Origin of the sequence: Streptosporangium sp. G11 (assembly GCF_051192615.1) — a bacterium.
GTDB lineage: Bacteria > Actinomycetota > Actinomycetes > Streptosporangiales > Streptosporangiaceae > Streptosporangium.
Genome location: NZ_JBPJUQ010000056.1, coordinates 1 through 13,853, shown reverse-complemented (window position 1 = coordinate 13,853; position 13,853 = coordinate 1). Strand labels below are relative to the sequence as shown.

Here is a 13,853-nt window from a genome sequence, read left to right as displayed (position 1 = left end):
GGTCGCGCTTCCCGGAGCGACCCGCGTCCCGGCCGGGCCTCTCGAAGGCCTTCGCGATCCGGCCGCGCCTCCCGGAGATACCCGCGTTTCGGCCGGGCCTCTCGGAGGCCCCCGCGACCCGGTCGCGAGGCCGGCGGACGAGGTGCCATGACCATCCGGGACCTGGCCACCCGGCTCGACCAGACCCTCGCCCCCGACCCGCGAAGAGTGATCATCAAGCTGTTCGTGCCCGGCGAGGACGCCGTCCTGGTGCGCAGCCGGGCCACCGCCCTGATCGACCGCATCGCGCTTCTCGGCCACGACGAGACCGCCGCGCTGCTGGAGGAGACACTGCGGGGGTTCGGCGACCGGCACCGCGACCTCGCGGCGACCTTCCTGCACCACTACGACCTGGTCCGCTACCGGGTCCCGAGCCATCTCGACCTGCGACCGGCGGTCCGCCTCCTGGTCGGCGCCTACTTCAGCCACGAGTACGCCGTGGAGGGCGCCGCGCTGTGCAACCCCTCGATGGTCGCCCACCCCGACCAGTCCGGTCTGGAGCCGGGACGGCTGCGCGTGGTGATCAGCACGCGGCAGATCGGCGAGGGCCACCTGTCGTCCATCGGCTTCGCCACGGCGGTGCTCGGCCCCGGCGACGGGCTCGTCGTCGCCGACCGCTCGGGGCCGCTGACCGCCGGGCCCCGGCACGGCGTCCCCCACCGGCGCGACCTGCTCGCCGCCGCGCTCGCCGACGAGGACCGGGACAACGAGGTCTCCGCCACCGTGCTGGGCTCGCTGCCGGAGCTCTTCGACGACGACGACTTCGAGCGGGCGGTCGCCCGGCTCCCCGCCGACCTGCTCGCCCGCACCACCACGCACGGCACCGTGGAGGAACTGCGCCGGGCGACCGCCTCCGACTACGCCGTGACCTTCCCCGCCGACGTCCCCATCGAGCGGCGGGTGCTCTGGCCCGCCACCGCGGCCGAGAGCAACGGGATGGAGGACGCCCGTTTCGTGAGGATCGTCGGTGAGGACGGCACGCCTTCGTACCGCGCCACCTACACCGCCTACGACGGGCGGCACATCCGGTCGTGCATGCTCGCCAGCGACGACCTGCGCACCTTCGAGTTCACCCCGCTGCGCGGGCCCGCCGCCGCCAACAAGGGGATGGCGCTGTTCCCGCGTCCGGTGGGCGGGCGTCATCTGGCGCTGTGCCGCTCCGACGGCGAGACCATCGGCCTGACCTCCCTCGACGAGGACAACAGGTGGCGACGCCCGGTGCCGCTCCACACCCCCCGCAGCGGCTGGGAACTGGTCCAGGCGGGCAACTGCGGATCCCCCCTGGAGACCGGGTCCGGCTGGCTCGTCCTGACGCACGGCGTCGGCCCGATGCGCCGCTACGCCATCGGCGCGCTGCTGCTCGACCTGGACGAGCCGCACCGCGTCATCGCCGAGCTGCCGGGCACGCTCCTCACCCCCGGCGACACCGAGCGCGAGGGGTACGTCCCCAACGTCGTGTACTCCTGCGGCGGCCTGCTGCACGCGGACGCCCTCTGGCTGCCGTACGGGGCGAGCGACGCCCGGATCGGGTTCGCCCGCGTGTCCCTCGCCACCCTCCTGGGGGCGATGCGATCGCCCCCAGGAGCCGGGTGAGCCGGGTGAGCCCGCGCCGGCCGACCTCCTGACCTCCTGGCCGGGCCGCCGGGCCGCCGGGCCGCCGGGCCGCCGGGCCGCCGGGAGAGGGTGACGCCGCGACTCCGTACGAGCTCCTCCGGCACCGACCATTGACAAAATATAATTTTACGTACAAGGTTGATTTTGCGATGAGAGACGTCCTGTACCTGGAGCAGATCGAGCAGGCCGAGGCACTGCTCAAGCCGCAGCGCATCGAGGTGCTGCGGCAACTCGCCGAGCCGCGCTCGTGCACCGAAGTGGCGGCCCTGCTCGGCCAGACCCCGCAGAGGGTCTACTACCACGTCAAACGCCTGGTGGAGGCCGGCCTGGTGACCCAGGTGACCGAGCGCAGGGTGCGCGGCATCCACGAGGGCGTCTACCAGGCGAGCGCCCGTTCCTACTGGCTCTCGCCCCGCCTCGTCGGCCGGATCGGCCTGCGCGCCACCCAGGACGAGCTGGGCCTGGGCTACCTGCTGGACCTCATGGAGGAGGTCCAGGCCGACATCGGCGCGCTCGACAGGACCGCGCCGGAGCTGCCGTCCATCGGCGTGTCCGGCGAGATCCGCATGCTCCCCGAGCGGCGCCAGGAGTTCCTGAACGACCTCCAGACGGCACTGCAAGACCTTTTCACCCGTTACGGCGGCGCCGAAGGGGACGCCTTCAAGCTCGCCGTCGCCTGCTACCCCAAGGGAGAACCCCGTGAGTGAGCCGATGAAGCTGCACGCGCGCGTGGCCGCACCGCTCAAGGCGGTGCACCACGCCCTGACCGACCCGGGCGAGCTGCGAATCTGGCTGGCCGAGCACGCCGAGGTCGAGCTGCCGCACCGGTACGACTTCTGGGGGCGCCACACCCCCGAGGGCGAGGCGCCCCACCAGCGCCCTCTGCACGTCGACGACCACACGCTGCGCTTCTCATGGCTGCTCGGCGGCCAGGAGACGACCGTCGAGATCGGCCTGGAGGAGGAGAGCGCGGAGTCGACCATCGTGTCGCTGACGCAGACCCACTTCGACCAGGAGTCCGCGATGACCGACAGCGGCGTCCTGGGGACGCTGCAGACGTTCTGGTGTCTGTCGATCGCGAACCTGGTCGACCACCTGGAGGGCCGCGAGCTCACGCCGAAGGCCGACTTCACCTCCCCGATCATGCGGGAGGGGCTCGTCATCGGCGGCTCGCCGGAGGCGGTGTTCGACTCGCTCGTCAACCCCGAGAAGTTCAGCCGGTGGTTCGGCTACAAGATCGACATCGAGCCGTACGTCGGCGGGCGGTTCGCGATGGGCGGCTTCGAGGTCAACGAGACGCCCGCGAAGGTCGTCGAGCTGGAGCCCGGCCGCAAGCTCTCCCTGGAGTGGCCGGGCCTCGGCTTCTCCAGCTGGGAGCTGGAAGGCTCGGGCGGCGCGACGCGGCTCACCTTCGTGGAGAGCGGCTTCAACGAGGAGAACCCCCCGTACGCCGGGTGGATGGGCTGGCTCAGCGGCATCGCCGAGCTGCGCCGCTTCCACGAGCTGAGCGACTGGCGCCCGATCTGGCTCGACCCGTCCCAGCCCGCCTCGCCGGAGGAGACGCCGGCGAGCGGCTGACGACGCGGGGCGGGGTGGGCTGGGACGGGGATGCGGGCCCCTGGAGATCTGGAGATCTAGCTGACGCAGAACTCGTTCTCCTCGGGGTCGCGCATCGTCACCCCGTAGTAGTCGTCACTGCCCTCGATCGTCAGCACCCGTACCACCGTGGCACCCAGCGCCGTCAGCCGGGCGACCTCGGCGTCGACCCGCTCCCTGCGGACCGCCACGGGCGCGGTGCGGTCCTCGTTGGCGCGCAGGTCGAGGTGGAGGCGGTTCTTGACCACCTTGCCCTCGGGCACCTTCTGGAACCACAGCCGGGGGCCGACGCCGTCGGGGTCGACGGCGGAGTCGTAGCCGTCGAAGAGATCCTCCTCGGGCAGCCCGGCGTCGCGCCAGTAGTCGCTCCAGCTCTCGAACCCCTCGGGAGGCTCCTCCAGCCTGTAGTGCAGCGCCTCCGCCCAGAACCGTGCCAGCCTGTCGGGGTCGGCACAGTCGATGGTCACCTGAATCCTGATCGCCATGATCGCCTCCATACCGGCACCTCACCGGCACGTCACCGGCGCCGACGATCCTGCACCACCCGTACGACATTTCCCGGAGGGCGCGGGCCTCACCAGCACATGACGGCCGCCTGGCCGGGCCCCCAGCAGGAGTGGACGCGCGCGCGAAGGACGTAGCGGCGGTCCCTGAGCAGGTGGAAGCGGAGGGACGCGTTGCGCGGGCGCCCTCCGTCGTCGTCACCCGCCAGGTAGCGCAGGTCGTCGCCGACCTCCTCGAACAGCACCAGCACCGTGTCGCACTCTCCGAAGACACCGACGGTGTAGTCACGGGTCGCGCGGGGGGCGATCACGAAGTCGCGCTGCTCCCCCGGCTCGGTGCCGAGCGGGGCGGAGCGGAACGGCCGCAACTCGGGCGGCGGCTCGGTGCCCGGGGGCGGGTACCAGCGGCGGGCGAACGCGGCGTCCCGTTCGGAGACGGTGCCCGGCGGCACGACCCCCGCCCGGTAGCACGAGGGCTCCAGGATGAGCCCCGGGCCGAACCGATATCCCATGACGGACAGCGGATCCCATACGGGGCCGTTCACCTCGCTCTCGTCGAGCCTGCGGATGACGTTGTGGAACGTCCGCGATCTCGACCAGAGGTTCGGCGGTCCCGCGAAGTCCTCGTAGACGGCCTCCTCGTCCCAGAGGATGTCCGAGTACGGGCTCTGGTGCTCGTGGACCATGCCGATGACATGGCCGATCTGGTGCAGCACGGTGCCCCGGCCGTGCGCCCCGGTGAGATCCCAGCCGAAGTTCACCGTGCGGGAGGCGGTTCCGACGCGGAGCGCGTCGCGTCCCACTGCCGACCACGACCCGGCGTCCCGGCGGAAGCCGATCCGTACCTCCGCCTCGGTACGGTCGGCGACCTCGGCGAACTCCAGCCCGATGCCGAGGTCCTTCCACTCCTGGAAACCCCGGCGCACGGCGTCACGCTGCCCACCGTCACACCACCCGCCGTCGCCATGCCCACCGTCGCACCGCTCGCCGTCGCACTGCTCGCCGTCGCGCCGCTCGCCCAGGAAGCAGTAGTGCAGGACCGTACCGTTCAGCCACGCCCGCCGCCCCGAGAGCAGGGCCGCGCGTCGCCTCCCCTCAAGGCCGTCCGGCGGCGCGTGGGTGGGATACGGCGGAAGCGAGCACTGCCGGACACGCTCGCCGTCGTCCGCCCTCATCGAGATTCCCGCAGCCGGGAGGCCCCCGCCTTCGGGCATCGTGGGGAGATCAAGGAAACCGTGTCCACATGCCACGACACTGGAGATGGAATCCCGGACGCGCATGAGTAGGGGCTACTCAATTCCACGTGTATCACGGACGGGCGGCCCGGCTCATACCGCTGTGAGAAACCCACGGTCCCCCTGGCCGTTCACGGCCAGGACTGAGGAACTCGATCTCGTACGGCGAAACCTGGCGGCCGGCCGCCGGGGCGTCGTCGTGACCGGCGCGGCGGGGAGCGGCAGAAGCCGCCTGGCCGCCGAGGCCGTCCCCGAGGCTGTGACCGGGCCGGCCCGCGCGCGGGTCGCGGGAACGCCGGACACCCGGGACATCCCGCTCGCCGCCTTCGCCCACCTCCTTTCCCGCGCACCGCGCCTCGCGGAGCTTTCCGCCTCCCAGAGGCCCGCGCCGTACCTCACGAAATCGTCCCCGCACCTCGCGGGGCTTCTCTGCCCGCCGGACCCCGCCGAGGCGCTGGACGGTCTACGCGTGCTCGTCGTGGACGACGCCCACCTCCTCGACGACTCCTCGGCCGCGCTCGTCCTGCGCCTGGCGCTCAGGGGGCGTACCCGCCTGCTCGTCACGGTCAGGGAGGGCGAGCCCGTGCCGGAGGACGTCTCCAGGCTCTGGGAGGAGGGCCTTCTGCCGCGCATGGCGCTGGCCCCCTTGACGGAGGACGAGTGCGGCGAGCTTCTGTCCGGGGCGGTGGGCGGCTACGTCGACACCCTCACCGTCCGGCGCCTGCACCGGGCCAGCCGCGGCGACCTGCGGCTCCTGCGCGAGCTGGTCGTCGCCGTCCACGCCGGAGGGGACCTGAGCCACGTGTCGGGCACGTGGACCTGGCGGGGCACTCCCCCGATGACCGCGCGCGTCAGGGAGCTGGTGGAGGACACGATCCGCGACGTCGACGGGGAGGAACGGGAGGCGCTGGAGCTCATCGCGTCCGGCAGGTCCCTGAAGCTCGTGACGTCCATCGACCCGTCCGAGCTCGTCGCCTCCGGCGCGCCCTCCGAGTTCGTCGCGTCCGGCGAACCCCGGAGACTCACCGCGTCCGGCAGGCCGTTGGAGCTCGTCGCGTCCGGTGAGCCGCGGGAGGCGGGCGCGCCGGGCGCCGGGACGGCCTTCGCCGTCCTCGAACGCCTGCGGAGGAAGGGGCTGGTCACCGTGGACGACCGGTTGTCGATCCGGCTCGTCCACCCGCTGCACGGCCCGGTGCTCCGGGCCGCCGCGGCGCGCCCGGGGGCGGGCGGGGCGTCCGGCGCGCGGCGGCTCCCGCGCGCCTCGGCCACGGCGCTGGAGGCCGAGTGCGAGGAGCTGGCCGCACGCGCGTACGCGGGAAGGCTCTCGGGGATACCGTGCGGCACCGGCGAACGGATGGCCGAGGACGACACCGGCTGGGACGAGCCCGCGATGCCGGAGTTCTGCGCGCGGCGCGCCCGTGTCGCCCGGCTTCGCGGGGAGACGCGCGAGGCCGTCGCCTGGAGCCGCGAGGGGCTGCGGCGCTCCCCCCACCACCGCGCCTGCCTGGCCGAACTCGCTCACGCCTCCGCCTACATCGGCGATCTGACGACGGCGTGGCAGGCCCTGTCTCGCGGTCCGGCCCCCGGCGGGGACGCGCGGTCGCGCACGTGGCCCGCCGCCCAGGACCGCCCTCCGGCATCCGGGGCATCCCTGGCATCCGTGGGCGGCGCGCGGTCGCTCGCCGCCGAGCGGGCACGGACCTGGACGCTCGCCGCCGAGGGAGACCTCGACGGGGCCCTGCGGTCCGCGCTGCGTGCCGCCGGAGACGACCCGCTCGAAGACGACCTGTTCGCCCTGCACGACGTGGTGCGGCTCGGCACCCCCGAGCTGGTCGTCGACCGGCTCGGGAAGCTGGCCGACCGCGCGGAGGGGGGCCTCGCCCCCCTGCTGGCGCGGCACGCCCGCGCGCTGGCCGGACGCGACGGGGAGGCCCTGGACAAGGTGGCGCGAGGTCTCGCCGACCTCGGCCTGGCACTGCACGCGGCGGAGGCGTTCGCGCACGCGGCCCTCGTCCACGAGGACCGGCGCGCCTCGCAGGCCTCCAGGAACCGGGCCTCCGAGCTGGCCGCCGCCTGCCAGGGGGCGCGCAGCTCCGCCCTGGTCAACCTCGCGTTGCCGAAGCTGACCGCACGCCAGCGGCAGATCGTCAGCCTCGCCGCGGCGGGCCTGACCAACCGGCAGATCGCCGAGCAGCTCACGGTGTCGATCCGCACGGTGGCCAACCACCTGTGCGACGCCTACGCGCGGCTCGGCAGCAGCGACCGGGCCGGCCTGGGAAGGCTCTTCACCGTCGGCTAGTGCCGGGCCGTACCGGCCGACGCGACCCGCCGCCGGCCGGTACGGGCCTTGCCGACCGGCGCGACCCACCGCCGGCCGACGCGGGCCTTGCCGACCGGCGCGATCCGCCGCCGGCCGGTGCCGGGGCTCCCCCTCCACCGACGCGACCCGCCGCCGGTCGGCGCGGCGGCCGGAGACGCGTGAGCCGGGGCACCACCCGGCCAGGGGGGTCAGGCTCCGCCGATGGCGGAGAAGGACCAGCCGGTCGCCCGGTTGAGGGCGTCGCCGGGCATCGCCAGCCTGGCGTCACGCAGGGCCTCGGCCATGCTCAGGCCGCGCCGCAGCCCCTCGTGCAGGGCCAGCATCAGCGGCACCACGGCCTCGTCGTCGACGGGCACCGAACTCGCCACGATCCCGGCCGTGCCCAGCGGCAGCAGCGCCGCGGCGAGGCCGAGCAGCTCGTTCGCGCCGACCGGCTGCAGCCTGCCGGAGTCGCAGCTGGACAGGACGATCCGGTACGGGGCGCTGTGAAGCCGTTCGAAGTCGTGCACCGTGAGCGGACCGTCGTCCATCCTCAGGGAGGAGAACATCGGGCTGTCGGAGCGGAAGGTGCCGTGCGCGGCGATGTGGGCGAGCCTGCTGCCGTCGAGCGCCGCGAGCACGGCCGGGGCGACCGCGGTCCCGGCCTCCAGCACGGTCGCCTCCCCGTACCGCGCGGCCAGCAGCGGGACCTCGGCACCGCCCGTCGCCAGCCCGGGACCCCTGACCAGCACGACCCGCTCCTTCGACGGCGACGGCTCGATCCGCCGGGCGCGGAGCCAGGCGCTCGCGGACGGCGACACGCTCAGCACCCGCTCGCCCAGCGCCGGCAGCAGCGCCCAGGGGACGCCGTGCAGCCTGCCCGGCGGGACGACGACCACGGGACCGTCCCCGAGGTGGCGTACGGCGGGGCCGAGCAGCGACTCCTGGAGGCGGCGCCCACCCGCTTCGAGGACGGGCAACCTGCCCTCCGAACCCCCGTACGCGATCCGTCTGAGGCCCGCGCGGGCGTGGTCGGCGTCGATCGCCGCGTCGGCCAGCCGTCCCGCGGCGAACCTGCGCACCCGGCCACGGCCGCAGAGCAGGACGTGCAGCTCGCCGTCGACGGCGACGATCTCGATCAGCCAGCCGTCGCCGAGCCCGTCGAGCAGGGGGCCCGCGTCGAAGCGGTGCCCGTCGAAGCCTCCCGCGCTGCGGGTACGGAGCGTGCGGGCGCGGATCTCCTTCTCCAGCCGCCGCTGCTCGCGCTCCAGCGCGGGGACCGGCACGCCTCCCGGCCGCGCCGTGTCGACCCGGCTGCTGATCTCGCGGAAGGCCGTCACGTCGCGCAGCAGCTCGGGATCGTCCGGGGGCCGGGTGGGCGGGACCGCGAGCACGGTGGCGCGCCAGCGTTCGCTCCAGCCGAGGAACCGGCGGGGGCTTCCCCCCGCGAGGGTCGCCCGCTGCGCGAGCACGGCCAGCTCCGCCCCCTGCGCGCTGGCCCGCGCCCGCAGCTCCGAGGCGCCCAGGGTCATCCTGTGCTCGTCCAGCAGGTCGAGCCCCCGGCGGCAGGCGTCCAGCACGCCGCGCGTACGCCCCGCTGCGGCCGCCCTGAGCGCCTGCGCCACCCAGCCGTCCACGCGGGCGAAGGCGGGCCCGCGCGCCCTGCTCCTGGCCGCGGCGGCCAGGTGCCGTTCCGCGTCGGCCTCCCAGCCGAGGGCGAGGGCGGTGCGTCCGGCCAGCAGCGAGGCCTGGACCGCCTCGGGGGAGCGCAGCTCCGCCAGCCGTACCGCGACATCGGCGGCGTCGCGCACCGAGCGGCCGGAGACCTTTCCCGCCGCGAACCTGGCCTGGACCAGCACCAGCCGGGCGTGGGCCTGCCACCAGTCGCGGCGCTGGCTGGAGAACAGCCGGATGGCCGTGCTCGCGCGGGCGATCGCCGCTTGCGGCTCACCCGCCGCGATCGCGGCCCGCGCGGCGATCAGGAGGAGTTCGGCGCTGCGGGTCGTCTGCCCTCCCATGCGGTTCAGCTGCTCCGTGGCGGCGTCGGCCTCCTCCAGCGCCTCGCGCGCCAGCCCGGCCGCGAGCAGCACCCCGCACCGCCGGATGTGCAGGACGAACATGGGCGTGCCGAGGGCCTCGTAGCGGCTCGCGGCCTCGTCGAAGAGACGGAGCGCCGCGGGGAGGTCGCCGGACCGGAACGCCACCAGCCCTCGGCTCTCCACGGCGTCGGCCTTGTCGTGCTCCTGGTCGGTGGTGTCCCACAGCTGCTCGGCCGCGACGAAGTCGGCCTCGGCCCGCTCGACGGATCCCATGGCCAGGTGGACGGTCGCCCTGAGCGTGAGCGCCCGCGCGGTCCAGATCGTGTCCTGGGCCCTGCGCAGGGTGGGAATGGCCCGCCGCAGGTCGTCGAGCGCCTCGCGGTGTCCCCCGAGAACCCACCAGGCGTAGCCGCGGCGGAACAGCACGCGGGCCCCGGTGACCCCGCTGCCCCTCTCGACGGCCGCCTCCAGCGCCGCCATCCCCTGCCTGGTACGGCCCGCGTGGATGAGGGCGGCCCCCAGGGTCGCCAGCACGTCCGCCTCGCGGTTCGGGGAACCCGACCTGGCGGCCAGGGCGCGGGCCTGCCGGAGATGGCCGATCGCCACCATGAGGTCGCCGAAGTCGCGCTGCCAGATGCCGATCACCTGGTGGGCGACGGAGGCGTCGTGCGGGGAGGGCGAACCTGACAGCAGGGCCCGTGCTCCGGCCAGCGCGTCCGCGGGGCGGGCGAACACCAGGGGCAGCAGAGCGAGAGGGTCTCCCGCGGGCGGCGGGATCCGCGAGCTTCCCCCGGTCACGGATCGATGTTAGACGTGGTGTGTTCAGGGCGTCCATGCCGTGGAGGCCCCCGGGGACGCCCTCCTTCCGGCTCCGAGTTCACGTTCGCGCCCGGAAATTCGCTCGGGGGGTGTATCAGTGAGACACACGACGACTCTTAACCCATGGCGACGTCAGGACATCTCTGAGGCGAGGACGGCGGATATGGCACCAGACAGGTTTCAGGAACAGTTCGACCAGATCCAGGCCGCCATGGGAAACGAGGTGGTGCTCGCGGCGGGTTTCGAGGGCTCAGAGCCCATGTTCCTCTACCAGAAGGGCTACGTCCTCGCCCGCGCGGACGACGCCGAGAGGGTCGCCTCGCTGATCCGGGAGGCGTTCGTCCGCGACCGCGGAGGCAGCCAGGACGAGAACGTGAGGGTGGAGCGGGAGGAAAGTCCGGGCGGCGTGCTCAGGATCCGGGTCGGGGAGCCCGACAGGGGGGAGCGCTTCGGCGACCGCGACGTGTCCGACGCGCTGAAGGCCGTCGAGGACCTGGAACGTGAGAACGGGCGCCGCATGGTGTCCCGGAACCACATCGTGTCCATCGCGGTGAACTGCTGCCCCGGCGACGAGCCGGTGCCGGTGTCCCGGTGCGAGCCGCCCAACCCGGCGGTGGCCGAGTTCTCCGGCGAGGCAGAGGTGCCGGTGTCCGTCCTCGTGGTCGACACCGGGCTGGTGGACGACTACAAGACGCACCCGTGGATGCACCGCGTCAAGGGCGTGGGCGAGATCGAGTTCGACGACGAGGGCATCCTCAAGCAGTACGTCGGGCACGGCACCTTCATCGCCGGGCTGGTCAGCGCCGTCGCGCCCGGCACCGACGTCACGGTGCACGCGACGCTCGTCAACGCGGGCGCCATCTGCGAGAAGGACCTGGGCGACAAGCTGCTCGGAGGGATGCTTCCTGAGGGGAGGTGGCCCGACATCATCAGCCTGTCCGCGGGGACGACGAGCACGTGCTCGGAAACGCTCCTGGGGCTCGAACGCTTCATGGACGCGCTGAAGGCCCACCCCGAGACGCTGCTCGTGGCGGCCGCGGGGAACAACGGCAACGACGTGAGGTTCTGGCCCGCGGCCTACGCCGACCATCCCGGCTACGCCGGTGCCGTCGTGTCGGTGGGGGCGCTGAGGAAGGACGGCGCGGCTCGTGCCTGCTTCAGCAACCACGGGCCGTGGGTGACGACGTACGCGCCCGGTGAGCGCCTGGTGAGCGCCTTCACCGCGGTGGACCCCACTCCCGCGGAGTACGACTACCAGCACTCCACCTTCTCCAAGTGCCGGTACGACCACCTGTACGACTGCACCTGCCAGTTCCCCCCGCACCGGGGCGAGCTCACCGAGAAGATGAAGGAGTCGCCGAACGCCATCCGCGAACGCGTCGTGTTCGACGGCCTGGCGGAGTGGAGCGGCACCTCCTTCTCCACGCCCCTGGTGGTCGGCATGATCGCCAACTACATGATGCGGAACAAGGGGATCGACTCCCGGAAGGCGGCCGAAAGGATTCTGGCCGAACCCCCCGCCGGCAGGCTGCAGAACATCCCCGTCCCGGCCCTCATTCCCTCCACCTGGACAGCGCGGAGCGTGCAAAGTGTTCCGGCCCCGGCCCCCCGCTGAAAACCACTGCGGGCGGATCGGCCCTCCGGCGTACGATGACAGTCCCGAAAGCAAGGGGACGTCACCGTGGATCGAGACTCGATCGGCATCCTCTTCCGCGCCGCGGTGGACGGGGACGACGCCGCGGCGTGGAAGTCCCTGGTGGAGGGCCTCAGCCCGCTCGTGTGGTCCGTCGTGCGCGCTCACGGGCTGAGGGACGCGGACGCGCAGGAGGTCTACCAGACGACCTGGTTCCGGCTCGCACAGAACCTTACGCGGATCCGCGAGCCGGAAAAGGTCGGCGCGTGGCTGGCCAGCACGGCGCGCAACGAGTGCATCAAGGTGATCAGGGCCGCCCGGCGGGTCTCGCCGAGCGACGACCCGGACGTGTTCGATCGCGTCGTCGACGACCGTACGCCGGAGCAGGCGCTGATCGACTCGGAGGACGCCGCGAGAGAGCGGGAGCGGGCGCGGGCGGCCTGGCAGGCCTTCCAGGAGCTCGGTGAGAGCTGCCAGCGGTTGCTGCGCCTGCTCACGGCCTCTCCGCCGTTCAGCTATCAGGAGGTGTCGGCGACGCTCGGCATCGCCGTCGGGAGCATCGGGCCGATCAGGCAGCGCTGCCTGCGACGGCTGCGCGTCCTCCTGGGCAGGCGGGGTTTCCAATGAGCGACGACGAGCTGGAGGCGGAGCTGCGCCGGGCCATCGAGCTGTTCGATCCCGTTCCCTCGCATCTCCTGCAGATCGCGGTCGAGGCCTACACGCTGCGCACGCTCGACGACGAGCTGGCCGAGCTGGTCTTCGACTCCCTGAGCGGCCCCTCGCAGGTGCGAGGTGAGAGGCAGCCTCGCATGCTGACCTTCCAGGGCGCGGGGCTGACCGTCGACCTGGAGGTCACCGTGACCGCCACCGGCGGGCGCGTGGTGGGCCAGCTGATGCCGCCGCGCCACGGGCAGATCGAGGTCCTCGGGGGCGATCCGGTCACGTTGACGGCCGACGACCTGGGCAGGTTCATCTACGACGACGTTCCCCCCGGGCCGTTCAGCCTCCGCTGCCGTCACGGGGACGCGACGGTCGTCACCGAGTGGATCACCGTCTGACGGCGGCTCACCCCGCGTCCACGGCCCTTGGGTTTCGGTGCCCAGGTGGGGGTATTCGACCTGGTAGACGAAGGGGGACCCATGAACGACCGTCATACCGCACCAGAGCTGATGACCGAGAACGACGTCGTGGACCTGCTGGTGCGCCAGCACGCGATGATCAGGGATTTGTTCGACGAGGTCGAGGAATCCCCCGCCGGGGCACAGCGGGCCGAGGCCTTCCAGCGTCTCGTACGGATGCTGGCCGTGCACGAGACCGCCGAGGAGGAGGTCCTGCACCCCTACGCGCGGCTCAAGATCCAGGATGGAAACGAGGTGGTCGACGAACGCCTCGCGGAGGAGAAGGAGGCGAAGCAACTGCTCGTCGACCTGGAGAAGCTGGGCCCCGGGCACCCTGGTTTCTCCGCGCGGCTCCAGATGTTGCGGGCGGCGGTGCTGGCCCACGCCCGCGCCGAGGAACGCTACGAGTTCGCCCAGTTGCGCGCCCGGACGAGCGTGGCCGAGCGCCGGGCCATGGCGGCCGGGGTGAAGGCGGCGGAGGCGCTGGCACCGACCCACCCGCACCCGGGTACGGAGTCGGTGGTCATGAACCTGCTGTTCGGGCCGCCTCTGGCGATCGTCGACCGGACCCGTGACGTGATCCGCCAGGCCATGCGCGGGCAGGACGGCTGAGACACCGCGTCCCGCTTGCCGGTTCCATCGGGGGTGGTTCAACCGCGAGACCGGGGGCGGGGCCGGAATCTCGGGATCGAGGTCGGAGCCGACATTTTGGGGTCAAAATCTCGGGGCCGGAATCGGGGGCGGGATCGGGGTCGGGGGGCGGTCACGCCCTCGTCGCCGCGCCCGCCTCCCGCAGCGAGGAGGTGCCGCGGCGCCAGTGGCCCATGACGTGTTCGGCGAAGAGCCGGTCCAGGGCCAGGGCGCAGGCCGCGCCGTACAGTACGTCACCGGCCCGCGAGGGGTGCTGGCGGGCGAAGCCGCCGCACATGTCGTGGGCGGCGATCTGCTCGTGGACGGC

At 73.0% G+C, this 13,853-nt stretch carries 11 protein-coding genes and 1 pseudogene; 8 read left to right on the top strand and 4 right to left on the bottom strand.

What is annotated here, in order from left to right:
* The first annotated feature begins 147 nt into the window (after window positions 1-147).
* The 3 genes from ACSDR0_RS36305 to ACSDR0_RS36295 all read left to right on the top strand — a co-directional run bounded on the left by ACSDR0_RS36305 (window position 148) and on the right by ACSDR0_RS36295 (window position 3,231).
* Window positions 148-1,632, top strand: a complete 1,485-nt coding sequence (locus tag ACSDR0_RS36305) for a glycoside hydrolase family 130 protein (RefSeq protein WP_435293473.1) — start codon at window positions 148-150, stop codon at window positions 1,630-1,632.
* A 170-nt stretch (window positions 1,633-1,802) separates the two neighbouring features.
* On the top strand, window positions 1,803-2,360 hold the full coding sequence (locus ACSDR0_RS36300; RefSeq protein ID WP_435293472.1) for an ArsR/SmtB family transcription factor: 558 nt from the start codon (window positions 1,803-1,805) through the stop codon (window positions 2,358-2,360).
* Window positions 2,353-3,231: an SRPBCC family protein gene (locus tag ACSDR0_RS36295; RefSeq protein WP_435293471.1), complete on the top strand. Its 879-nt coding sequence runs from the start codon at window positions 2,353-2,355 to the stop codon at window positions 3,229-3,231. Before ACSDR0_RS36300 ends, ACSDR0_RS36295 begins: the two co-directional genes overlap by 8 nt.
* A gap of 56 nt (window positions 3,232-3,287) precedes the next feature.
* Here ACSDR0_RS36295 and ACSDR0_RS36290 read toward each other — a convergent pair whose 3' ends face one another.
* Window positions 3,288-3,734 (bottom strand): VOC family protein, encoded by a 447-nt coding sequence (locus ACSDR0_RS36290; RefSeq protein ID WP_435293470.1) that lies wholly within the window; start codon window positions 3,732-3,734, stop codon window positions 3,288-3,290.
* Window positions 3,735-3,823: 89 nt separating this feature from the next.
* A complete protein-coding gene (locus ACSDR0_RS36285; protein WP_435293469.1) occupies window positions 3,824-4,927 on the bottom strand; it encodes a M12 family metallopeptidase in 1,104 nt (367 codons plus the stop codon).
* Between the two features lie 163 nt (window positions 4,928-5,090).
* Here ACSDR0_RS36285 and ACSDR0_RS36280 point away from each other — a divergent pair, with 163 nt between their 5' ends.
* Window positions 5,091-7,286 (top strand): LuxR C-terminal-related transcriptional regulator, encoded by a 2,196-nt coding sequence (locus tag ACSDR0_RS36280; RefSeq protein ID WP_435293468.1) that lies wholly within the window; start codon window positions 5,091-5,093, stop codon window positions 7,284-7,286.
* A 209-nt stretch (window positions 7,287-7,495) separates the two neighbouring features.
* Here ACSDR0_RS36280 and ACSDR0_RS36275 read toward each other — a convergent pair whose 3' ends face one another.
* A complete protein-coding gene (locus ACSDR0_RS36275) occupies window positions 7,496-10,123 on the bottom strand; it encodes a CHAT domain-containing protein (RefSeq protein WP_435293467.1) in 2,628 nt (875 codons plus the stop codon).
* Between the two features lie 184 nt (window positions 10,124-10,307).
* Here ACSDR0_RS36275 and ACSDR0_RS36270 point away from each other — a divergent pair, with 184 nt between their 5' ends.
* The 4 genes from ACSDR0_RS36270 (at window position 10,308) to ACSDR0_RS36255 (ending at window position 13,507) form a co-directional block, all read left to right on the top strand.
* A complete protein-coding gene (locus ACSDR0_RS36270) occupies window positions 10,308-11,759 on the top strand; it encodes a S8/S53 family peptidase (RefSeq protein ID WP_435293466.1) in 1,452 nt (483 codons plus the stop codon).
* A gap of 66 nt (window positions 11,760-11,825) precedes the next feature.
* A complete protein-coding gene (locus ACSDR0_RS36265; RefSeq protein ID WP_435293465.1) occupies window positions 11,826-12,404 on the top strand; it encodes an RNA polymerase sigma factor in 579 nt (192 codons plus the stop codon).
* Window positions 12,401-12,835, top strand: a complete 435-nt coding sequence (locus ACSDR0_RS36260) for a hypothetical protein (protein WP_435293464.1) — start codon at window positions 12,401-12,403, stop codon at window positions 12,833-12,835. The genes ACSDR0_RS36265 and ACSDR0_RS36260 overlap by 4 nt, the downstream gene beginning before the upstream one ends.
* An 81-nt stretch (window positions 12,836-12,916) precedes the next feature.
* A complete protein-coding gene (locus ACSDR0_RS36255; RefSeq protein WP_435293463.1) occupies window positions 12,917-13,507 on the top strand; it encodes a hemerythrin domain-containing protein in 591 nt (196 codons plus the stop codon).
* A 151-nt stretch (window positions 13,508-13,658) separates the two neighbouring features.
* Here ACSDR0_RS36255 and ACSDR0_RS36250 read toward each other — a convergent pair.
* Window positions 13,659-13,853 (bottom strand): annotated as a pseudogene (locus ACSDR0_RS36250) (iron-containing redox enzyme family protein); the annotation flags it as partial.